The organism is Rhizobium ecuadorense, assembly GCF_001187535.1.
GTDB lineage: Bacteria > Pseudomonadota > Alphaproteobacteria > Rhizobiales > Rhizobiaceae > Rhizobium > Rhizobium ecuadorense.
On record NZ_LFIO01001790.1, the window covers coordinates 1 to 22,370 of the forward strand.

The 22,370-nt window shown below is 60.3% G+C and carries 22 protein-coding genes and 1 pseudogene; 18 read left to right on the forward strand and 5 right to left on the reverse strand.

Features of this window, described 5'->3' with window-relative positions; all coding sequences use genetic code 11:
* The 3 genes and pseudogenes from AF337_RS36060 to AF337_RS43910 all read left to right on the forward strand — a co-directional run.
* Window positions 1–992 (forward strand): annotated as a pseudogene (locus AF337_RS36060) (calcium-binding protein); the annotation flags it as partial.
* A gap of 155 nt (window positions 993–1,147) precedes the next feature.
* Window positions 1,148–1,585, forward strand: coding sequence for a DUF4174 domain-containing protein (locus tag AF337_RS36065; RefSeq protein ID WP_049735855.1), 438 nt, complete (start codon window positions 1,148–1,150; stop codon window positions 1,583–1,585).
* Window positions 1,586–1,633: 48 nt separating this feature from the next.
* Window positions 1,634–1,801 carry a hypothetical protein gene (locus AF337_RS43910; protein WP_016734737.1) on the forward strand — a complete coding sequence of 56 codons (168 nt, stop codon included), beginning with the start codon at window positions 1,634–1,636 and terminating at the stop codon, window positions 1,799–1,801.
* Here the strand turns inward: AF337_RS43910 and AF337_RS36070 are convergent.
* Both AF337_RS36070 and AF337_RS36075 read right to left on the reverse strand, forming a co-directional pair.
* A complete protein-coding gene (locus tag AF337_RS36070) occupies window positions 1,798–2,679 on the reverse strand; it encodes a LysR family transcriptional regulator (protein WP_049735856.1) in 882 nt (293 codons plus the stop codon). The genes AF337_RS43910 and AF337_RS36070 overlap by 4 nt on opposite strands.
* A complete protein-coding gene (locus tag AF337_RS36075) occupies window positions 2,676–2,990 on the reverse strand; it encodes a putative quinol monooxygenase (protein ID WP_049735857.1) in 315 nt (104 codons plus the stop codon). The genes AF337_RS36070 and AF337_RS36075 overlap by 4 nt, the downstream gene beginning before the upstream one ends.
* Before the next feature lie 178 nt (window positions 2,991–3,168).
* Between AF337_RS36075 and AF337_RS36080 the strand changes: the two genes are divergently transcribed.
* The 10 genes from AF337_RS36080 to AF337_RS36125 all read left to right on the forward strand — a co-directional run bounded on the left by AF337_RS36080 (window position 3,169) and on the right by AF337_RS36125 (window position 14,019).
* On the forward strand, window positions 3,169–4,665 hold the full coding sequence (locus AF337_RS36080) for a CoA-acylating methylmalonate-semialdehyde dehydrogenase (protein ID WP_049735858.1): 1,497 nt from the start codon (window positions 3,169–3,171) through the stop codon (window positions 4,663–4,665).
* Window positions 4,666–4,819: 154 nt separating this feature from the next.
* Window positions 4,820–5,902: a YjgN family protein gene (locus AF337_RS36085; RefSeq protein ID WP_049736037.1), complete on the forward strand. Its 1,083-nt coding sequence runs from the start codon at window positions 4,820–4,822 to the stop codon at window positions 5,900–5,902.
* Entirely contained in the window at window positions 5,892–6,941 is a 1,050-nt protein-coding gene (locus tag AF337_RS36090) for a M48 family metallopeptidase (protein ID WP_049735859.1), read from the forward strand. Before AF337_RS36085 ends, AF337_RS36090 begins: the two co-directional genes overlap by 11 nt.
* A 110-nt stretch (window positions 6,942–7,051) precedes the next feature.
* Window positions 7,052–7,534, forward strand: a complete 483-nt coding sequence (gene rirA, locus AF337_RS36095; RefSeq protein WP_049735860.1) for an iron-responsive transcriptional regulator RirA — start codon at window positions 7,052–7,054, stop codon at window positions 7,532–7,534.
* Window positions 7,535–7,897: 363 nt separating this feature from the next.
* Window positions 7,898–9,493, forward strand: coding sequence for an ABC transporter substrate-binding protein (locus AF337_RS36100; protein WP_003588419.1), 1,596 nt, complete (start codon window positions 7,898–7,900; stop codon window positions 9,491–9,493).
* 87 nt (window positions 9,494–9,580) lie between these two features.
* Complete coding sequence (locus AF337_RS36105) at window positions 9,581–10,585, forward strand: ABC transporter permease subunit (RefSeq protein WP_049735861.1); 1,005 nt, start codon at window positions 9,581–9,583, stop codon at window positions 10,583–10,585.
* 9 nt (window positions 10,586–10,594) lie between these two features.
* Entirely contained in the window at window positions 10,595–11,485 is an 891-nt protein-coding gene (locus AF337_RS36110; RefSeq protein ID WP_049735862.1) for an ABC transporter permease subunit, read from the forward strand.
* Window positions 11,485–12,501, forward strand: coding sequence for an ABC transporter ATP-binding protein (locus AF337_RS36115; protein ID WP_049735863.1), 1,017 nt, complete (start codon window positions 11,485–11,487; stop codon window positions 12,499–12,501). The genes AF337_RS36110 and AF337_RS36115 overlap by 1 nt, the downstream gene beginning before the upstream one ends.
* Window positions 12,498–13,451 (forward strand): peptide ABC transporter ATP-binding protein, encoded by a 954-nt coding sequence (locus AF337_RS36120; protein ID WP_049735864.1) that lies wholly within the window; start codon window positions 12,498–12,500, stop codon window positions 13,449–13,451. The genes AF337_RS36115 and AF337_RS36120 overlap by 4 nt, the downstream gene beginning before the upstream one ends.
* 28 nt (window positions 13,452–13,479) lie before the next feature.
* Window positions 13,480–14,019 carry a gluconokinase gene (locus AF337_RS36125; RefSeq protein ID WP_049735865.1) on the forward strand — a complete coding sequence of 180 codons (540 nt, stop codon included), beginning with the start codon at window positions 13,480–13,482 and terminating at the stop codon, window positions 14,017–14,019.
* Here AF337_RS36125 and AF337_RS36130 read toward each other — a convergent pair.
* The 3 genes from AF337_RS36130 to AF337_RS36140 all read right to left on the reverse strand — a co-directional run bounded on the left by AF337_RS36130 (window position 14,009) and on the right by AF337_RS36140 (window position 16,882).
* Window positions 14,009–15,256: an NAD(P)/FAD-dependent oxidoreductase gene (locus AF337_RS36130; RefSeq protein ID WP_049735866.1), complete on the reverse strand. Its 1,248-nt coding sequence runs from the start codon at window positions 15,254–15,256 to the stop codon at window positions 14,009–14,011. The two genes, AF337_RS36125 and AF337_RS36130, sit on opposite strands and share 11 nt — an antisense overlap.
* Before the next feature lie 73 nt (window positions 15,257–15,329).
* On the reverse strand, window positions 15,330–15,833 hold the full coding sequence (locus AF337_RS36135) for an isoprenylcysteine carboxyl methyltransferase family protein (RefSeq protein WP_049735867.1): 504 nt from the start codon (window positions 15,831–15,833) through the stop codon (window positions 15,330–15,332).
* Window positions 15,830–16,882 (reverse strand): type III polyketide synthase, encoded by a 1,053-nt coding sequence (locus AF337_RS36140; RefSeq protein WP_049735868.1) that lies wholly within the window; start codon window positions 16,880–16,882, stop codon window positions 15,830–15,832. The genes AF337_RS36135 and AF337_RS36140 overlap by 4 nt, the downstream gene beginning before the upstream one ends.
* Window positions 16,883–17,051: 169 nt before the next feature.
* Between AF337_RS36140 and AF337_RS36145 the strand changes: the two genes are divergently transcribed.
* From AF337_RS36145 to AF337_RS43000, 5 genes are all read left to right on the forward strand, one after another.
* On the forward strand, window positions 17,052–17,588 hold the full coding sequence (locus AF337_RS36145) for a tetratricopeptide repeat protein (protein WP_049735869.1): 537 nt from the start codon (window positions 17,052–17,054) through the stop codon (window positions 17,586–17,588).
* 46 nt (window positions 17,589–17,634) lie between these two features.
* A complete protein-coding gene (locus tag AF337_RS36150; RefSeq protein ID WP_049735870.1) occupies window positions 17,635–18,240 on the forward strand; it encodes an RNA polymerase sigma factor in 606 nt (201 codons plus the stop codon).
* Window positions 18,237–19,040, forward strand: coding sequence for an anti-sigma factor family protein (locus tag AF337_RS36155; RefSeq protein WP_049735871.1), 804 nt, complete (start codon window positions 18,237–18,239; stop codon window positions 19,038–19,040). Before AF337_RS36150 ends, AF337_RS36155 begins: the two co-directional genes overlap by 4 nt.
* Before the next feature lie 271 nt (window positions 19,041–19,311).
* The gene (locus AF337_RS36160) at window positions 19,312–20,394 is read left to right on the forward strand and encodes a Kelch repeat-containing protein (protein WP_152971347.1); all 1,083 of its coding nucleotides are present in this window, start codon (window positions 19,312–19,314) and stop codon (window positions 20,392–20,394) included.
* Window positions 20,395–21,564: 1,170 nt separating this feature from the next.
* On the forward strand, window positions 21,565–22,275 hold the full coding sequence (locus AF337_RS43000) for a hypothetical protein (RefSeq protein ID WP_152971348.1): 711 nt from the start codon (window positions 21,565–21,567) through the stop codon (window positions 22,273–22,275).
* Window positions 22,276–22,370: the final 95 nt, after the last annotated feature.

Consider the following 22,370-nt stretch of genomic DNA (forward strand, 5'->3'; position numbering starts at 1 on the left):
TCGACCATGCCGGCGACCTCGTCACCGAGGCCGCCAATGAGGGGACCGACACGGTGCAGACGACATTGGCGGCCCACACATTGGCGGCCAATGTCGAGAACCTCACCTACATCGGCACGGCAGCCTTTGCCGGGACCGGGAATTTGCTCGACAACGTTATCACAGGTGGTGTTGGCGCTGACACCCTCACGGGGGCTGCGGGCAACGACACTTTGATCGGCGGGGGTGGCTCCGACAAGATGTCAGGTGGGATAGGCGACGACGTCTACGTCGTCGACATCGCGACCGATCTGGTGATCGAGAATGTGAACGAAGGGACGGACACGGTCCGGACGGCGCTTGCAAGCTATACGCTCGGCAACAATGTCGAGAACCTGACCTACACGGGATCCGCCAGCTTCAGCGGCGCCGGCAATGCGCTGGCCAACACGATCACCGGCGGCGCCGGCAATGACACGCTGAACGGCGGGGCAGGTGCGGATACCTTGATCGGTGGTGCGGGCAACGACACCTACATCGTCGATAATGCCGGCGACCTCGTCACCGAAGCCGCCAATGAGGGGATCGACACGGTTCGCACGAACCTGGCGAGCTATACGCTTGCCGGCAATGTCGAGAACCTGAGCTTTGCCGGCACTGGGACGTTTGCCGGAACGGGGAATGCGCTGAACAACGTTATCGTCGGCGGCAGTGGTTCCAATACGCTAACGGGTGGCGGCGGCAATGATACGATCACTGGTGGAGCGGCAGCCGACGTCTTCGTTTATTTGACGAACTGGGGCCATGATACGATCACAAACTTCGTGGCAGCCGGCTCGGCACATGACGCGATCTCGATCGATCACAGCATTTTCGCCGACTGGGAATCGCTTTTTGCGGCAACCGCGCAGTCCGGGAATGATACAATTATTACAGCCGATTCCGACAACACCATAACGCTTACGAATGTTGCTGTTTCAAGCCTTCAATCTTGGGACTTCCTGTTTGCATAATTTTTGCTCGGACTCTCGGCATATTTTTTGCCGCGAGTCCGAGATCGGGAAACGCACGTGCGACCTCCCACTGCAGCAATGAAAGCCGGGATCCTATCGATTGGATGGAACCCATGCCGTCTCGCGCCGTTCTCCAAGTTAACGGGAGAATATGCATGTCGAAAACCCTTCTCTACGGCGCGACCAAGATTGACGAGACGAACAGCGCCTATGCGCCGGTCGAAAGCCTGGCGGCCTTCCAGTGGAAGAACCGCGTCTTCGTCGTGTTTGCCGACAGGGACAATGCCCGCGCCGCCCGCCAGGAAAATCAGCTTTTGACAGACCGTTCAGCCCTCGACGAGCGTGATCTGGTTGTGCTCAAAATCTCAGGTGCAACTGTCCGGCCGCTCTTCGGTGCGGCGGACGGTCTTGACGGCGAAGCGATCCGCCGCGATCTCGAGGCGTTGGAGATTGGGGAATTCGCCGCCTTCCTTGTCGGCAAGGACGGCACGGTGAAGCTCAAGGTCAGCGAGCCGATCACCGATGGCGAGCTTTTCGCCATCATCGACAGCATGCCGAGGCGCGCTGCCGAATCGCTGAAGCCGGACAAGTAACCCCGGCCCAACGTCAGTTTGTTCCAGCATCATGAAAGGGAGGCGGTCATGTCCGTGCCCAACGAACCCATTCCCGATCAGCCGCCGATGCCGGCGCCCGGCTGGAAGCCGGTGCCGCCGATTACCGAACCGGAGCCGGACAGGCTCCCCGACGAGGCGCCGGTTCCCAATCCAGACGAGAACGACGAGCCAGCGAAGCACGTCTCCGAAAATTAAAGGAAGATCTGCCGTTCGGCGCTGACGAGTTCCTGCAGGAAATCGACGACGCTCCTGACGCGTACGAGGTCGCGCGCCGTTTCGTGATAGGTCGTCCAGTAGGCACGCCGGATCGAAACCTCCGGCAGAATGCGCTGGAGCTCCGGATATTGCCGGGCGATATAATCGTGCAGAATGCCGATGCCGGCGCCCGATCGCACCGCTTCAGTCTGCCCGATCGCGGTCGAAATCTCGAAGCTTGCATCCCAGCTTCGCATCACCTCGCCGGAGAAATTCAGCGAGGCGGTGAAGATCAGGTCTTCGACATAGCCGATGCGCGGATGCGCCTTCAGCGCCTCGATATCACAGGGTGTGCCCCGGGAGGTGAGATAATCGCGCGAGGCATAGAGACCGAGCGTATAGTCGGTGAGCTTGGAGGACACGAGCCGGCCCTGTTCGGGCCGTTCCAGCGTAATGGCGATATCCGCCTCGCGCTGCGACAGCGAAAACGAGCGCGGCACCGGGACAAGCTGGATTTTCAGCGCCGGATGGCGCTCGATCAGCCGGCCCATGCGCGGCGCAAGAAAGGAAACGCCGAAGCCGTCAGGCGCGCCGACGCGCACCGTCCCGGCAATCGCCGTATCGGTGTGGCCGAGGCTGGCCTGTGCTGCGAGCATTTCCGTTTCCATCCGCTCGGCGGATGCCAGGAACACTTCGCCTTCGGCAGTCAACTCGCAGCCATTGGTGCGGCGGATGAAAAGCCGCGTCTTCAGCGCCTCCTCCAGCGAGGTCAGCCGGCGCGAGAGTGTGGCGTGATTGAGCCCCAGCCGCTTCGAGGCGGCAAGAATCTGCCCGGTACGGGCGACGGCAAGGAAAATCCGGACGTCGTCCCAGTTCATGGCTTGGCCCGCATTGAGATCGGATCGACCTCAATCAGCGTCAGCGATGTCACCATGCCGGCCGTCTCGCTCTTGTATTTGAGGAAATGCGGTGTCCGCAGATGGGCTTCGTAGGCCCCCTTGTCGGCATAGACCTCAAGAATGCGGATCCGGTTGGGGGCGTCCCTGATGGAAACAGCACTCAGAGAAAGGACGCCGACTTCCAGCCTGACGGATGCCTCGATTTCCTCAGTGAGCAATGCGCGATAGGCGTCGAGCCTATCCGGATCGATCTCCAGCTCCGCCATTCTGACGACAGGTTTGCGGCTCATCGGCTTGACCTCTCCGGGATTTGACTTGTCCGCGTGCCGTTCCAAGTTTGGGAGCAGCAGCAACGCCTGACGCAATGGCAGCGCTATAATTTACGCACAACCGTTACTTATATCAGCGCATTGATTTGTGCAAATTGAAGTGCGATTGTAGGCCATCCAAAAAACAGGAGGAGCATCCATGCGTGAGATCGGTCATTTCATCGGCGGCAAGCAAGTCGCCGGCACCAGCGGCCGCGTGAGCAATGTCTATAATCCGGCAACCGGCGAAGTGCAGGCGACGGTCGCGCTCGCAAGCGTCGAAGAACTGCGCGCCGCCGTCGAGAACGCCAAGGCAGCGCAGCCGAAATGGGCCGCCACCAATCCGCAGCGCCGCGCCCGCGTCTTCTTCAAGTTTGTCGAACTCCTGAACAAGCACATGGACGAGCTTGCCGAAATGCTCTCCAAGGAGCACGGCAAGACGATCGAGGATGCCAAGGGTGACGTCATCCGCGGCCTCGAAGTCTGCGAATTCGTCTGCGGCATTCCGCATCTCGCCAAGGGCGAGTTCACCGAGGGCGCGGGCCCGGCGATCGACATGTATTCGATCCGCCAGCCGGTCGGCATCGGCGCCGGCATCACCCCCTTCAACTTCCCCGGCATGATCCCGATGTGGATGTTCGCGCCGGCAATCGCCTGCGGCAACGCCTTCATCCTGAAGCCCTCCGAGCGCGATCCTTCCCTGCCGATCCGTCTTGCCGAACTGATGATCGAGGCCGGTCTTCCCGCCGGCATCCTCAATGTCGTCAATGGCGACAAGGGCGCCGTCGATGCGATCCTCACCGATCCCGATATCGGTGCCGTCTCCTTCGTCGGTTCGACGCCGATCGCCCGTTACGTCTATGGTACTGCGGCGATGAACGGCAAGCGCGCCCAGTGCTTCGGCGGCGCCAAGAACCACATGATCATCATGCCGGATGCCGATATGGATCAGGCCGTCAATGCGCTGATGGGCGCAGGCTACGGCTCGGCCGGCGAGCGCTGCATGGCGATCTCGGTTGCCGTTCCGGTCGGCGAGGACACCGCCAACCGCCTCGTCGAGAAGCTGATCCCGAAGATCGAATCGCTGCGCATCGGCCCCTACACCGACGATCAGGCCGATATGGGCCCGCTGGTCACCAAGGACGCCTATACCCGTGTTCGCAGCCTGATCGACCGCGGCGTCGAGGAAGGCGCCAAGCTGCTCGTCGACGGCCGCGACTTCAAGCTCCAGGGCTATGAAGACGGCTATTTCGTCGGCGGCTGCCTGTTCGATCACGTCACACCCGAGATGGATATCTACAAGACCGAGATCTTCGGACCTGTCCTTTCCGTCGTTCGCGCCGAGAATTACGAAGAGGCGCTGTCGCTGCCGATGAAGCACGAATATGGCAACGGCGTTGCGATCTACACCCGTGACGGCGATGCGGCCCGCGATTTCGCCTCGCGCATCAATATCGGCATGATCGGTATCAACGTTCCGATCCCGGTTCCGCTCGCCTACCACTCCTTCGGCGGCTGGAAGGCCTCGAGCTTCGGCGACCTCAACCAGCACGGCACGGATTCGATCAAGTTCTGGACGAAGACCAAGACCGTCACCGCCCGCTGGCCCTCAGGCATCAAGAGCGGCGCCGAATTCGTCATGCCGACGATGAAGTGATTTTCACGACAGATCGATCTGCAATTCGGGGGCCTTGTGGCCCCCGTTTTCGATTTCAGGTTGTCGATTTCTTCGCGTTTTGCTTTTCTGTCGGTGCGCTCGACGCGTGATTCTCATCATGCTGTCGGGCAATGTGCTGGGGGAAGCAGAGATCATGGATAACAGAGTGTCCGCGGGCTCCGCGGCGAACGCGTTTGAACGTGCCCGGTTCACCGGCACGGCATCGGAATATTTCGGTATCTGGATCGTCAATGTCCTTTTGACGATCGTAACGCTCGGCATCTATTCCGCCTGGGCGAAAGTGCGGCGCAATCGCTATTTTTATGGCAACACCGTCCTGCTCGGCCGTGCTTTCGAATATCACGCCACCGGCAAGCAGATTTTCATCGGCCGCCTGATCGTCTTCGCCTTCCTTGTCGTGGCCAACATTCTAGCGGCGATCCATCCGCTGTTCTCGCTGGTGACCACGGTCCTGGTGCTCATCGCTCTTCCGTGGCTGATCGTCAGAGGCCTTCGTTTCAACACTCGCGTGACCAGCTATCGAAATGTGCGATTTGATTTCACCGGCACGGCCGGCGGCGCCTTCGTCTGCGTGATGCTTGGAGGTCTCGTCGCTTTCCTGTCGCTGGGTCTGCTTGCGCCCTTGGCCAGCCGTTGGCTCAACCGCTATATCTTCAACAATCTCCGCTACGGCAATCGGCCTTTCGATACCGATCCCAAGATTGGCACGCTCTACCGCGCGCTTCTCATCCCGGCCCTGATGGTCGTGCTGGGCCTGGTCGTTCTCGCCGGGTTGGTTGCGATCGCGGTCGTCGGGATGCAGGCCAATGACCCCGGCGCATTCGAGCATGATGCCGCTATGTTGATGATAGTGTGGGGAATGTATCTTGTCGTTTTCGGCCTGATCATCGTCTATGGCCTTGCAGGCCTCATATATCGGGCCGCCGTCCATAACATCGTCTGGTCGTCGACCCGCATCGACGGCCAGCATCTCCTGCGCAGCGATCTTTCCCGTGCACGCTATGCCTGGATCGCCATATCGAACGTCGTGGTGACGATGCTTACCCTCGGCTTGATGCGCCCCTGGGCGGCGGTTCGTCTGGCACGCTATGTGGCCGAGCACACGGCGATCCGCATCGAAGGCGAAATCGGCGAGGTTTTTACGCAGTTTCAAACGACTGGCGCCGCCGTCGGTGCGGAATATATGAGCATGGAAGGGATCGATTTTGGTTTCTGACGCAGAGACCATCGCCAAAGGGGAATGGTATCCGCCGCATTCGAGCGGCTCCGTTCCCGCACGCCTGCTGTCGCGCGGCGGGCGCCTGCTCGCCGTAACCGACGAGGATGTCGCCCTTTCGGATAGCGCTGCCGGAGAGCTCTCCTTCACGCCGCGCGTCGGGTCGATCCCCCGACGCGCCGTCTTTGCCGACGGCTCGGTCTTCGAGAGCAGCGACAATGATGCAATCGATGCCTTTCTTCGCGGCGGCGGCAGAAGCGGCTGGGTACATCGGCTGGAGGAATTTCACCCCCGCATCTTCGTCTTCGCGGTCGCGGTCGTTCTGCTCGCCGTCGGAATCTATCGTTACGCGCTGCCGGCGCTCGTCGAAGTTGCCGTCTTCGTGACGCCGCCTGTTGTTTCCGAGGCAATGTCCTACAGCGCTCTCAACACGCTCGACAGGACTGCGCTGTCCGCCAGCCAATTGGACGAAGCCCGGCAAGCCGAAATCGCCGATCGCTTCCGCCAGGTCGCTGCCAATGCCGAAGGCGGCGCCGGCCGTTATGTGCTGAATTTCCGCGATGGCGGCGTGATCGGTCCCAACGCTTTCGCGCTTCCCGACGGCAATATCGTCATCACCGACCAGCTGGTGGAACTGGCGGGCGGCGACGATGAGATGATAACCGGGGTTCTCGCCCACGAGGTGGGCCATGTCGAATACAAGCACAGCCTCCGGCAGCTTTATCGCGCCGCAGGTGTCGCCGGCCTCGTCATGCTGATTGCCGGTGATATCGGCTCTGGCGTCGAGGATATCCTGACGCAGGGTGGCGGCCTGCTGGCATTGTCCTATTCACGCAGTGCAGAGGCCGAGGCCGACCGACGCTCGGTGGAACTGATGCGCAAGGCCGGCATGGATCCTGTTGCGATCGCCCGTTTTTTCGATGTCCTGGAAGCCAAGCTCGGCGATCATTCCAGCACCAGCATGCTCTCCACCCATCCGGGCACGCCCGAGCGCAAGCAGGCGATCCTGGATTATGCCGGCGCTCTGCAGCAAGATTGACGTCGCGGCATTTGGCCTCATAAGCTGAATGCGAATTTCATATTTTGGAATTGTTCAAAACTACCAAACCGCCTATATAGGTCTGAACAGGCACGAGTCAGGAGAATGGCATGCGGTTGACGAAGCAGACCAACTATGCGGTTCGCATGTTGATGTATTGTGCTGCCAACGACGGGCACCTGAGCCGGATTCCGGAAATCGCCAAGGCTTACGGCGTTTCCGAGCTGTTTCTTTTCAAGATCCTCCAGCCGCTGAACAAGGCGGGCCTTGTCGAAACCGTGCGCGGTCGCAATGGCGGCGTGCGGCTCGGCAAGCCGGCGGCCGACATCACGCTCTTCGACGTCGTCCGGGTGACGGAAGACAGTTTCGCCATGGCCGAATGCTTCGAGGATGACGGCGTGGTCGAATGCCCGCTGGTTGACAGCTGCGGCCTGAATTCGGCGCTGCGCAAGGCGCTCAACGCCTTCTTCGCGGTGCTGTCCGAATATTCGATCGACGACCTCGTCAAGGCGCGTCCGCAGATCAATTTCCTTCTCGGAATTACCGGCGAGCAGCCCTATCGTAAACCCGCGATCGTTGCGCCTGCCGCCTGAATTTAACGAGCAGCACAGACTTGTGAAACCGCGGTTGCCCCGGCAATCGCGGTTTTTGTTTTGTGCGGCGTCTCCCCGGCTCGGCAAGAGACAAACATCCCACGCGCAGCAAGCGAATCCGATCGATCGCGACACGCTTAAGAGGCGCAATTATCCAAAATACGACGAAATCCCGGTCATTTTTATCCAAATATGTCCGATTGAGGCCGATTTTTGACTGAAAATTTCTAAAATTGTCCAACTGGAAAAATTTTCTCCGTAGCCCGTTGCTTTCAGTAGATAAATGTCGTTCCATCGACCGTCGATCGGGATGCATATCTGCGGTCTCCAGACATCAAAAAAGAACAACCGGGAAACAATATTATGAAAAAGATCTCTGTCATGCTGGCAGCGACGGCCCTGATTTCGGTCATGGCGACGTCGGCCTGGTCCAAGACCCTTGTTTATTGCTCCGAGGGCTCGCCGGAAGGCTTCGACCCGAGCCTCTATACGGCAGGCACGACCTTCGACGCCTCGTCGCGCACGGTCTATAGCCGCCTGGTCGAATTCAAGCATGGCGGCACCGAGATCGAACCCGGCCTCGCCGACAGCTGGAGCGTTTCGGCCGATGGGACGGAATACACCTTCAAGCTTCATCCCGGCGTCAAGTATCAGACCACCGACTTCTTCACGCCGACGCGCGATTTCAACGCCGACGACGTCGTGTTCTCCTTCGAGCGCCAGCTGAAGGCCGACAATCCGTGGAACAAATATGTCGAGGGCGGTTCCTACGAATACGCCGCCGGCATGGGCTTCCCGGATCTGATCAAGTCGATCGAGAAGGTCGACGACCTCACCGTCAAGTTCACGCTCAACCATCCCGAAGCGCCGTTCCTCGCCGATCTTGCGATGGACTTCGCCTCGATCGTCTCCAAGGAATATGCCGATAAGCTCGCCGCCGACGGCAAGATGGCGCAGCTCAACCAGCAGCCGCTCGGCACCGGCCCGTTCACCTTCGTCGCGTACCAGCCGGATGCCGTCATCCGCTACAAGGCCAACGAAACCTATTTCAAGGGCAAGGAAAAGATCGACGATCTGGTTTTCGCCATCACTTCTGATGCCGCCGTTCGCGCTCAGAAGCTGAAGGCCGGCGAATGCCACCTGATCCCCTATCCGAATGCGGCCGACGTTCCCGAACTGAAGAAGGACGGCAATCTGACGGTGATGGAACAGGCCGGCCTCAATGTCGGCTTCCTCGCCTACAACACGCAGATGGCCCCGTTCGACAAGCCGGAAGTTCGCCGCGCGCTCAACATGGCGATCAACAAGCAGGCGATCATCGACGCCGTCTTCCAGGGTGCCGCGGCCGTTGCCAAGAACCCGATCCCGCCGACGATGTGGTCCTATAACGACGCCGTTCAGGACGACAAGTACGATCCGGATGCCGCCAAGAAGGCTCTCGCCGATGCCGGCGTCAAGGATCTCAGCATGAAGGTCTGGGCGATGCCGGTGTCGCGTCCCTACATGCTGAACGCGCGCCGTGCCGCCGAACTGATCCAGGCCGATTTCGCCAAGGCCGGCGTCAAGGTCGAGATCGTCACCCATGAATGGGCCGAATATCTGAAGCTCTCCTCCGACGTGAAGCGCGACGGCGCCGTCATCCTCGGCTGGACCGGCGACAACGGCGATCCGGATAACTTCATGGATACGCTGCTCGGCTGCGATGCCGTCGGCGGCAACAACCGCGCCCAGTGGTGCAACAAGGAATATGACGACCTGATGACCAAGGCCAAGCTGACCGCCGATGTCGGCGAGCGCACCAAGGCCTATGAGCAGGCGCAGCTGATCTTCAAAAAGGAAGCCCCCTGGGCGACCCTCGATCACTCGCTCGTCTTCGTTCCGATGAGCAAGAAGGTCTCCGGCTTCTTCATGGATCCGCTCGGCATTCACCGCTTCGACGGCGTCGACGTATCCGAATAACAAGAAAAATGTAAGAATGCCCGGCAGAGCTGGGCGCAGCCGGCGGTCAGGCACCCCCTGACCGCCGGAAACTATTGGATATCTGCCATGTTGCGTTTTTTCATCGGCCGCCTCGCGGTGCTGATCCCGACATTCCTCGGCGTTTCCCTTATTGCCTTCTCGTTCATCCGCATGCTTCCCGGCGATCCCGTCATGCTCCTGTCGGGTGAGCGCGTGATGGCGCCGGAACGGCACGCCCAGATCATGCACGATCTCGGTTTCGACCGGCCGATGTATGTGCAGTATTTCGATTATCTCGGAAAAGTACTGCAGGGCGATCTCGGCACCTCGATCGTCACCAAGCGGCCCGTTCTCGGCGAATTCCTGACGCTGTTTCCGGCGACGCTGGAACTTTCCTTCTGTGCCATCATCCTCGCGGTCTGTCTTGGCGTGCCCGCCGGCATCTTTGCTGCCGTCAAGCGAGGCACCTGGTTCGATCAAAGCGTGATGGGTGTCGCCCTGATCGGCTATTCCATGCCGATTTTCTGGTGGGGCCTGCTGCTGATCATCTTCTTCTCCGGCTATCTCGGCTGGACGCCGGTTTCCGGCCGCATCTCGCTGATGTATTTCTTCAAGCCGGTCACCGGCTTCATGCTGATCGACAGCCTGCTGTCCGGCCAGAAGGGCGCGTTTTCCTCCGCCGTCAGCTATCTCATCCTGCCGACCATCGTGCTGGCGACCATCCCGCTTGCCGTCATCGCCCGTCAGACGCGTTCGGCGATGCTCGAGGTTCTGGGCGAGGATTATGTCCGCACCGCGCGCTCGAAAGGGCTGAAGCCGCTGCGCGTCGTTGGCGTGCATGCACTGCGAAATGCGATGATCCCCGTCATCACCACCATCGGCCTGCAGATCGGCGTTCTTCTGGCCGGCGCCATCCTCACCGAGACGATCTTCTCCTGGCCGGGCATCGGCAAATGGATGGTCGATTCGGTCTTCAAGCGCGATTACGCCGTGGTCCAGGGCGGGCTTCTGCTGATCGCCGGCGTGATCATGATGGTCAACCTGATTGTTGATGTCCTCTATGGCTTCATCAATCCGCGCATTCGTCACTAGGAGCGGTTCATGAGCACCGTCACCGTCAAGACTGGCCAGCCATCCGCCGCTGCGGAATTCTGGCACTATTTCTCCCGCAACAAGGGCGCCGTTATCGGCCTCGTCGTTTTCATCGTCATCCTGGTCGTCGCAGTCTTCGCGCCGATCTTTGCGCCGCATGCGCCGAACGAGCAGAACCGCCAGGCGCTGCTGGCCGTGCCATCCTGGATGGAGGGCGGCAGCATCGCGTTTCCGCTCGGAACGGATGCCGTCGGCCGCGATATCCTCTCGCGCCTGATCTACGGCGCGCGCTTCTCGCTCTTCATCGGCGTCGTCGTCGTCACGCTTTCGGTCGTATGCGGCGTCCTGATCGGCCTCGTCGCCGGCTATTTCCGCGGCAAGATCGATACGGCGATCATGCGACTGATGGACATCATCCTGGCCTTCCCGTCGCTGCTGCTCGCTCTCGTGCTGGTGGCGGTGCTTGGCCCCGGACTTACCAATGCAATGATTGCGATCTCGCTGGTCAACCAGCCGCATTTCGTCCGGCTGACCCGCGCCTCCGTCATCACGGAGCGCGAGAAGGAATATGTGATCGCCTCGCGTGTCGCCGGTGCCGGCACCTTCCGCCTGATGTTCAAGACCATCCTGCCGAACTGTCTTGGGCCGTTGATCGTCCAGGCAACGCTCGCCTTCTCGGCGGCGATCCTCGATGCCGCCGCCCTCGGCTTCCTCGGCATGGGCGCTCAGCCGCCGACACCCGAATGGGGCACGATGCTCGCCGAATCCCGCGAGTTCATCTCGCGCGCCTGGTGGGTCGTAACATTCCCGGGTCTTGCTATCCTCATCACCGTTCTCGCCATCAACCTGATGGGTGACGGCCTGCGCGATGCGCTTGACCCCAAGCTGAAGAGGTCGTGATGCCGCTCCTCGAAATCGAAAATCTGACGGTCGAATTCCAGACCTCTTCCGGTCTCTTCCGCGCCGTCGACCGCGTATCACTTGCCTGCGACAAGGGTGAGATCCTGTCGGTCGTCGGCGAATCCGGCTCGGGCAAATCCGTTGCCATGCTGGCGCTGATGGGGCTCCTGCCCTGGACGGCGAAGATCACCGCCGACCGCCTGCAGTTCGACGGCCAGGATCTGCGGGGGATCTCCGGACGCCAGCGCCGCAGGATCGTCGGCAAGGATATGGCGATGATATTCCAGGAGCCGATGTCGAGCCTCAATCCGTGCTTCACCGTCGGCTTCCAGCTCGGCGAGACCCTGCGTGTCCATATGGGTCTCAACCGCAAGGAGCGCCGCGAGCGTTCGATCGAACTCTTGAACCTCGTCGGCATCCCGGCGCCGGAAGACCGGCTGTCGAATTTCCCGCATCAGATGTCGGGCGGCATGAGCCAGCGCGTCATGATCGCCATGGCGCTCGCCTGCAATCCGAAGCTCCTGATCGCCGACGAGCCGACGACTGCGCTCGACGTGACGATCCAGGCGCAGATTCTCGATCTGCTCGTGCGCCTGCAGAAAGAGCAGGGCATGGCGCTGGTGCTGATCACCCATGACATGGGTGTCGTCGCCGAAACCGCCGAGCGCGTGCAGGTGCAATATGCCGGCCAGAAGGTCGAGGAGCAGCCGGTGAAGGCGCTGTTCCGCGATCCGCATCACCCTTATACCGCAGCCCTGCTCGCCGCCCTGCCGGAACGCGCTGAGGTCGGTCAGCGTCTTCCTTCGATCGCCGGTGTCGTTCCCGGCCAGCACGGCCGCCCGACGGGCTGTCTTTTCGCGCCGCGCTGCGGCTACGCCACGGTCGAATGCGACCGCGGCGTTGTTCGCCAGGGGCCGGAGCTTGGGCTGGCGCTGTGCAACTATCCTTTGAAGGACGGCAAGCCGCTCGGGCATCCCGGTGTCATGGCCGTTGAAACTGCAGGAGACCTGGTATGACGGGCGCTGTTCTCGAGGGCAGGGATCTCGCCCGCTTCTACACCGTCAACCGTGGCCTCTTCAAAGCCGATGCCACCGTCAAGGCGCTGAACGGCGTCAGCTTCAGCCTTCATTCCGGCAAGACGCTTGCCGTCGTCGGCGAATCCGGTTGCGGCAAGTCGACGCTCGCCCGCCTGGTCACCATGATCGAGAACCCGACGTCGGGAGAATTGCTGATCGACGGCAAGCCCGCCCATGTCGGCGACCGCAGCCTGCGCAGCCAGGTGCAGATCGTCTTCCAGAATCCTTACGGCTCGCTCAACCCGCGCCAGAAGGTCGGCGCGATCCTCGAAGAGCCGCTGAAGATCAACACCGATCTCAACGCCGCCGCTCGCCGCCGCAAGGTGGAGGAGATGATGGCCCGCGTCGGGTTGCGTCCTGAGCATCATGGCCGCTATCCCCATATGTTCTCCGGCGGCCAGCGCCAGCGCATCGCCATTGCCCGCGCTTTGATGCTACGGCCGAAGGTGCTGGTGCTCGACGAGCCGGTTTCCGCCCTCGACCTGTCGATCCAGGCGCAGGTGTTGAACCTGTTGATGGACCTGCAGAAGGAGATGGGGCTTGCCTATCTCTTCATCTCGCACGGCCTTTCCGTCGTCCACCATATCGCCGACGAGGTGATGGTGATGTATCTCGGCCGTCCCGTCGAAACCGGTCCGGCGGCAGAGGTCTTCGCCCGGCCGCGCCATCCCTATACCGCCGCCCTGCTGTCGGCGACGCCGATTGCCGATCCGGAGCGCGCCAAGAACCGCATCCGCCTTCAGGGTGAACTGCCGTCGCCGCTGAAGCCGCCGTCCGGCTGTCACTTCAATCCGCGCTGCTGGAAGGCGCAGGACCATTGCCGCGAAGTCTCTCCCGAATTACGGGGAGAGGGCGCGCAGCAATATGCCTGTCACTTCCCGCTCGATTGAGCGGGAACATCAAGCGTTAGGAGAAGCCATGCCGGGCGAGCGGATGAAGGAAGCCCATGCGATCATCGTCATGGGGGTTAGCGGCTGCGGCAAATCCTCCGTCGGCGAGACGCTCGCGGCAGCCCTGCACCTTGCCTTCGTCGAAGGCGATGCGCTGCATCCGGCCGCCAATGTCGAGAAGATGTCGAAGGGCATTCCACTGACCGACGAGGACCGGATGCCTTGGCTGGATCGCATCGGCGAAGACATCAAGGCCTCGCTGGAGAAAGGCGAGGGCATCATCGTCTCCTGCTCGGCGCTGAAACGCGCCTATCGCGACAGGCTGCGGGCTGCTGCCGGCGGTAGTCTGTTCTTCGTCTATCTCGAAGGTTCGAAGGCGCTCCTGACACGGCGCATGGGCGAGCGCAAGGGCCATTTCATGCCGATCTCGCTGCTCGAAAGCCAGCTGGCGACGCTGGAGGTGCCGACAGGCGAGGCGGGCGTCGTCACCGTCGATATCGACGATACGATCGACGGTATTGCGGCAACGGCGCTCAAGAGCCTTGCCTCGCTCGGCGTCACGGGTTGAAACGCTCAGGCGAATAGGCCGCAATATCGATAAACGGTTTTTCGCCGGTGATGAGCTCGGCCAGCACGCGGCCGGTCACCGGCCCGAGCGTCAGTCCGTGATGAGCATGGCCGAAGGCAAACCACAGGCCTTGGTGGCGCGGTGCCTTGCCGATAACAGGCATCATGTCGGGTGTGCAGGGACGCGCGCCCATCCACGGTTCGGGATCGAGCCTGTCGCCGAGCGGGAAGATCGTCCGGGCCACGGCCTCGGCCCGGTCGAGCTGGACCGGCGTCTTCGGCGCATCGAGCGTTGCGAACTCCGCTCCTGTCGTCAGCCGGATCCCACGGCGCATCGGCGCCAGGAGATAGCCGCGTTCGGCATCGAGCATCCAGTTGTTGAGCACGGCATCGCCCTTGGCGGCATAATGCATGTGATAGCCGCGCTTGACGCCGAGCGGCAAGGAATAGCCGAGCCGGCGCGTTGCGAGCGCCGCCCAGGGGCCGAGCGCCAGAACCGCGTCGTCGGCTTCGAGCGCGCCTTCCGCAGTCATGATCTTCCAGCCCGAACCGAATGGGCCGAATGAGGCGGCGTCGCCTGTGACGAAGCGGCCGCCGAGGCTTTCGAAATAGCCGCGATAGGCTGAGGTCAGCGCATGCGGGTCGAGCACCGACCAAGGATCGCGCCAGCGGATACCGCCGGCAAAATCGCCTGTCATGTCGGGCTCGATGCGGGCGATATCGGCCGACGTCAGGCTGTCATAGTCCACCCCGAATTCACTCTGCCAGAGTGCGGCCTCTGCTAAGGCCTGATCGCGCTTGGCTTCCGTGCGGAAGATCTTCATCCAGCCATCCCTGCGGATCAGTGCTTGCGCCTGCGCGGCCTCGATCAGATCCTTGTGTTCGGCAATCGAATTTTCGATCAGCGGTGCATAGGCCCGGGTGATGAGCGTGTGGCGCCGCGCATTGGAATTCCACCAGTAGCGGGCGAGAAAGGCGAGCTGGCTTGGCAGCGCGCGCAGGTGGTAATGCGCGTCGATGCGGTTATTCAGCGCATAGCGCATGAGAAGACCGAGCTGCTGGGGAAAGCCGTAGGGCGCAACACCTTCGCGCTGGATCAGGCCGGCATTGCCGAAGGAGGTTTCGTTGCCCGGATCCTTGCGGTCGATCAGCGTCACCTGCCGGCCGCGCCGCTGAAGATGGATAGCCACCGACACGCCGACGATGCCAGCGCCGAGCACGATTGCGTTTTTCGTCATTCCCCTGCATTCCGCTTTGTTATCGAGGTGAAAATGCCCCTGCCGATACCGCGGCGCAAACGAAAAATCGCGCTCATTTCAAAATCATTGCGCTTTTCAGTGCGGCATTTTCGGCCTTCATGCGGACGTAGAGGACGCAGGCGTTGAGCAGCGAAAAGCCGATCGCGTAAAGGGGGAGGCCGAAGGCGAGAGGAAGGGCGGCGATCTCGCCGACGACGATCGCGTAGTTCGGGTGCCGGAGGAAGCGATAGGGACCCGATGTGACCAGCGGCGCGCCGGGCAGGATGATGATGCGCGTCGTCCAGCGGTCTTTCAGCGTCGCCAGCACCCAAAGCCGCAACGCCTGCAGCCCGAGGAAGACGGCAAACCAGAAGGGCTCGACCGGCCTGCCGGGCGCCAGCAGCCACAGGCCGATGATCCATCCGGCATGCAGCGCTACCATGGTGGGATAGTGCTCCGGTGCCACTTCCCTGGCGCCTCTGGCAAGAAGGGCAGCGGTGTTGCGCCGGGCAAGCACGAGTTCGCCAAGCCGCTGCAGCGTCACGAAGGTAAGAAGCGCGATCGACGGCCACATCATACCAGCCTCCGGAGCGTCACGCAGCTCGCCGAAAAACCCGGCCCCATGGCGACCATCGCCGAGCGCTCCGGCAACCCGGCACGGATCGCCCGCTCCAGCACGAACAGTATGGTCGGTGAGGACATGTTGCCGTAGTCGGCCAGCACGCCGCGCTCGTGATCGAGGGAGCCCGGCGTCAGCGACAGCGCGCTTTCCATCGCGGCCAGCACTTTCGTGCCGCCGGGATGGCAGATGAAGCGGCCGATATCGTCAGGTGTCAGTCCGTTTCGCGCCAGAATGGCCGTCACCGCCGGGCCGAGCTCCTTTTCGGCAAAGGGCGGCAGCGATTGCGCCAGCACGATGCCGAAGCCGCCGTCGTCGATCTTCCAGCCCATGATATCGAGCGTGTCGGCAAAGAGATGCTCGCCGGTCGATTCCACTTCCGCCAGCCCGCCTTCGCCCGATCGCAGCACGCAGGCGGCAGCGCCATCGCCGAAAAGCGCCGTCGCGATGATGTTCGGCCGCGTTAGCTCGTCCAGCCGGAAGGCCAGCGTGCAGAGCTCGATCGAGACGAAGAGCACGACGGCGCCCGGCCGGCTTCGCGCCAGCCGCGAGGCGATCGCAAAGCCCGAGACCCCGGCCGCACAGCCGAGCCCGAAAACCGGCACACGCTCGATATCGGCCCGGAAGCCCATCCGGCGGGCCATCTGTGCATCGAGGCTCGGCGTCGTAAAACCGGTCGACGACACCGTCACGACGCAATCGACATCGCCGGCATCAAGCCCTGCCTGGCGAAGGGCAGAGGTTGCGGTCTCGACGAAGAGCGCGCCTGCCACTTCCGCATAGGCCTGCATCCGATCCTGCCAGCCATGCGGCTCGTCGAACCAGGCCAGCGGCCGCGCCGCATGGCGCTTTTGGATGCCGGCGCTGTCGAAGACGCGGGCAAGATGGCGGAAATCCTCGAAACGGTCGGCAAACAGCCGGCCGGAGGCTTCGATCGCCTCTTTCTGGAAAATGACATGTTCGGGTGCGGCGACGGCGAGGCTGACGAGTTTGACGCTATCTGTCACGAAATTCTCCTTGTCGTTCCCGGCGTAACGTTGAGAACACTCGGTTTCGACGATCTATTCGGCCTCGGTGGCTTCACGAAGCCGTGATGACGAAAATAGAGAGCCTGCCGAATAAAGCTCGGCCCAGCGGTGTTTTCTCCTCGCAACGTCACCTTCGAGGAGTTTTCCGATGACGATCATGACAGTCCGTTTTGCCTCCATCCTTCTCGGCGGCTGCCTTGCCGCTTCCCTCTTCTCCGGCCCGGTCTTTGCGGTCGGCAATGACAACAGCACGATGCCGACCTGCAAGAAGGGCGAGATCTACGACCAGAAAACCAAGAAATGTGTCAAGCAGCAGAGCGCCAACGTCTCGGACGAGAACCGCACTGATTATGCCTATTCGCTGGCCAAAGCCGGCCGCTATGAGGAGGCGCTTGCCATGCTCGACACGGTCAAGGACCAGAACGCCGCCGAGGTGCTGAATTATCGCGGTTACGCCACACGCAAGCTCGGCCGCACCGACGAGGGCATCTCCTATTACCTCCAGTCGGTGAAGACGGATCCGCACTATGCCAAGGTCCGTGAGTATCTCGGCGAAGCCTATGTCATCAAGGGTCGGCTCGATCTCGCCAAGGACCAGTTGAAGTCAATCAAGGCGATCTGCGGTACCGCCTGCGAGGAATATCAGGACCTGAACGCGGCCATCCTCGATCCGTCGAAGATCTGATTGACCGGCATGGGCGGGAAGATGGAAGCACGAAAGGGATATGAGAATGTCGGTCGCGCGCGCTCCCTTTCCTGCCTATAGTCGCGCGGGAAAGGAATCGCCGGTTCATCCGGCGGTTCCGAAAAATGCAGGATCGTCGGAGGCGGCCATCGCGAGCGCAGCGGATATCAGGAGCGGCCTGACGGAAAATCTGGCAAGGCTCTGGCGTTATGGTCTCGTTCTCTCGCATCAGCGCGATGTCGCCGACGATCTGGTGCAGGCGACCTGCCTTCGCGCGCTTGAACGTGCCGATCAGTTCCTCGCCGGCACCCGGCTCGACCGCTGGCTGTTTTCGATCCTGTATTCGATCTGGCTGAACGAGATCCGCTCCCGCCGGGTGCGTGAAGGCCGGGGTTTCGTCGACGCCGGGGAGGCGCTGACCTTCGATGGCGCGCACGACACTGAAACGCATGTGATGGCGAGCCAGGTGCTCAAACGGGTGAATGCGCTGCCCGAAGCGCAGAGGACGGTGGTCTTCCTCGCCTATGTCGAAGGACTTTCCTACCGCGAGGTTGCGGGCATACTGGATATTCCGATCGGAACCGTGATGAGCCGGCTGGCGGCTGCCCGCGCCAAGCTCGCCAGTGACGAGCGGGAAGGGGGACGGCAATGAACACGAAGCACACCATTCCCTCCGACGAGGACCTCACCGCCTTCATCGACGGCGAACTGACGGCTGAAGAGGCCGCGCGCATCGAAACCCTGGTGAACCAGGACAAGGCTGTCGCCGAACGGCTGGAATTCCTGGCGCGCGCCAGCCTGCCGTTCGAACAAGCCTTTGCCCCGCTGCTGTCGCGGGCCCCGCGCGAAAAACTGGAGACGATGCTCGCCGCCATCCCGGCGCGTGAGGACGCTAAATCGCGCTCGACGCCTGTATTTACCAGCCGCCGCCGCCTCCTCGGCGCGCTGGCCGCCTCGCTGGTTGCCGGCATCGCGATCGACCGCGCCGTGCTCGGCATCACCAAAGGCTTTTGGGCGAAGGACGAAAACAGTGAATGGCGCGCCGTGGTCGCCGACTATATCTCGCTCTATACGCCGGAAACGCTGGCCGGCCCCGTGCCCGCAAGAGACGTCCAGGCCGCCCAGCTCGGCTCGCTCGACGAAAAGCTCGGCCTGTCGCTTTCCCCCGAAGCCGTCGCGCTTCCGGCCATCGATTTCAAACGCGCTTTGCTGCTGCAATATGACGGCAAACCGCTCGCCCAGATCGCCTATCTCGATCCCGAAACCGGCCCGATGGCGCTCTGCATCGTCCGTTCCGATGCCGGCCCCAAGGCGCCGGACCTCGAAAGCCGCAAGGGCATGAACGTCGTCTACTGGTCGAACGGCACACACGCCTTCATGCTGATCGGCCATGCGGCGGCCGACAGGATGACGGCGATTGCGGATGGGGTGAGGGAGAGGGTGCAGCTTTGAGGACGAAGCAAGGGGATTGAACTGCACCATTTTTTCCGGCAATTGAGGTGATCAAGATTTGGCTCTGCCCTCCGTCGCTGGTGGGATCGAGCCCGGTGATGAAACTTAATTTGGCTGATCCGCAGAAAAAAATATCAAACACCAGCGCCTCGCAGTGGCCCGTGCCATTGCTTGCGGCTTTGAGCAATTTTTGACAATCGGCGATTGTGCGCATGAGGTGCTTGTACGGCCACAAGCGCCTCCTCTCCATTCGGTGATACGGGATGAACTCATGAATTTAAACGTCAAACGGCTTTTGTTTTTCTGCGTATTGCCATTGGCCGCTTTTTGTCTTGTTGTCGGATGGATTTATAGTGGAGCACCGGGGTTTCCCGCACCCAGCTTGAAGCGGATAGCTGTCGCTCCTTGGCAACCGCGCGACTCGGCTGGAGAACTCGTGTATCACGACAAGCTTTGGCTCCTAGGTGGCTGGAAAACAAAGCCGACAGAGTTGCTTAGGGATGTCTGGAACTCAACGGATGGCGTCAAGTGGGATCTAGTCCAGCCGGAGCTACCCTTCCATTATACCGACTTGCCAATGACGATCGTGTTCAAGGATCGAATATGGGTAATGGGTGGGACCACACTCTCGGATCCAGATCATCCTGCCACCAATTCCGTGTGGAACTCCGATGACGGGATTCACTGGAACAACGTGCAAGCAACGGCTTCATGGAGCCCAAGAACAGCTACGCCAATTGTGATGCTAAATGGCAAGCTGTGGATTCTCGGGGGGCTTGAGTGGGTTGATGGCAAGCAGACCCTTAAGAACGACGTGTGGAACTCCAGCGATGGTATCAATTGGACTAAAGTGACAGAGCACGCGGCATGGCAGCCACGCGCGTATCACGCAGCGGTCGCTTATCACGGAAAACTGTGGGTTCTTGGCGGCGGATCATATCATCCAGACTACATCGCCTTGAACGACGTTTGGAACTCTGAAGATGGTATCAATTGGAAAAAAGTATCCAATGCGCCGTGGAGCGGACGGATCTGGTTCTCGGCGTCAGAGTACCAAGACCGCATGTGGGTGATTGGTGGCTGGAGCAAAGACACGCTCAACGTCGGCGGAATTTGGTTCACGGACAACGGCATTGATTGGAGGCGATTGCCAGTATCTGACAGCTGGCGACCAAGGCATGAACAATCGGCTTATGTTGTGGGCGATAAGATGATCATCGCTGCTGGGCATGCCGACCCAATCACAAATGAGGTGTGGGAGCTGAGAGTTCCTCCGCTATGGCTGGAGTTCGATCGCCTCGTCCATCAGGTGCTGCCTCTCGTGAACGGGCGAACGGATGGCAGGGCAGACTAGCCCCGATAGGGGGTCGTTAGAGACCAACCTGATGCATCAAACCCTCGCAGATCCGCGGTCGACATTGTGTCTACCGTGGGTAGTCGATGGGAAATGAACTGGATGTGCTTCTCGGCGCGACGAATATGATCTCAACATTTCGACCCAAAATCATTGCTTGAGTTGGCTCCCTACGTGTATTCGGAAAACCAGGGAAATTCGATCAGATTTTGAGCGTCACAGTTCGGTCGATCGAGTTTAAGAAGTTGCTGCCTCAGAGCCTGGAATTGGTCTGTAAGGCAATTCCAGAAGGTGGAGGCATGAATGTTCTCGCGGAACCGAATGACAAGCAGCCTAACAATTAAGGTGGATCGATTGTCGCGAGTTGAGTTGTTCACTTACCCTCTCATTATTTGTATCCATGCCTATGCCTTAGTAGTCTTCGGGGCGACGTATTGGATCGATTCACGCGACTATGTATCATTGGCCACTGCCATGTCTTCGCCTAGCGGGTTGCAGCTGTTTTACCAAACAACAGGTCAATGGATATTTAGCCATCTCGGGCCTGGCGTGCCGGGAGCCTGGCTCTTGCTCAGCGAGTTGCCGGTCTCCTGGCAATGGCCGGCGCTCGCAATATTCCAGCACATGGTGGCTGCAGGGGCACTCATTTTCGCATTTCGGACGGTTTATCGCCTTTGGCCATCGCCCGTGCACATGATTTTTGTGCTGTTGCTGTTACTGCTGCCAGCGTATCAGGCATTTCATAATTCACTTCTGACCGAATCGTGCACTTCATCTTTCGTTCTGATTGGGTTTTCGTGTTGTTTAAGGATAGCGCGGGGGAATCGGTCTGTCGGTAGTTGTGTTGTTGGGGCGCTTATAGTGATCGCGTGCGTGACCCAGTTTAGAAGTTACTGGGGAGTTATAGTCGCGTTAATGTTATTCTACGCACTTATTTCCCGCACATTTCTTATTTCTAGATGGATGGTTGTCCTTTTTGCGGTGTCGGCTAGCTCGGCCCTAGCGTTTCCGACATACAGATATCTGCAGGACGGGCAATTTTTTCTTCCAGCTGGCGGTATCAACCTTCTAATATCGGCGTCGCAGGCTAATCCACACCCCTCGTCGACAGTGAATACGCTCCTTAACGTGGCAGGGTTTCCGGATACTTTGACGCATAGCGGTATCACAATGTCCGACGCGCTATTAATCGCTGAAAAGTGGAGAGCTGAAGGACGCTCCAATAGCGAGATCAACGAAAAGGCAGAGGAACTCGCCAGTGCGCTACGCTCGGATGGGGCGAGTGTTCAATTGAACCGGTTCTTATATGCCATGGCCTCAATCGGAGCGATCTTGCCGTCGGCCGTAGTTCCGCAAACACATGAAGTCTTTCCGGGATACTCTCCCAGGAATTTTCTCGATCATCTTTACGGCTATTATCGTTGGCAAAGCTGGGCATCATCGGAGGACTATCGGTCTGCATTCGACCGTTTTTTTGGGCCGCAAGCAGCCTCAGACGCGGCAGTTTTTCCGTTCGCGGTTCTATCAAACGCTAAGATCTATGCAGCATTCCATCCGTACATTTCGACCTTCGGAGTGGCGCTTCGTGACCCAATAAATATAGGTGTTCTGCCGCCCGACCTTTGGCTTTTGTTGGCTTTGCTGGCTGCTGCATTTTTGACGGTACAAGCGAAGGAGGTAACAATATTGTTTCTTTGTTCGTTGGCGACAGCCTTTGCTGTCGCGTATGCGTTTCCTCTCGGAAACCCACGCTATTCAGTACCATCGCTTCCATTATATTTTTTCGTCATTTCGATCGGGGTGGCTCACCTCATCGCACGGTCGCGACTTTCGAGAGTCCATCAAAGGAGAGCCGCAAAAATATCATCCCATGTAGACTAGCGCTTTCAATTCCACCCCGTGTCAGCGTGGCCGCGTGGGTTTGGAAAACTAAGAGTACGTGGGTTTGCTGCCAGTGATGAAGATTGACTTTTTTG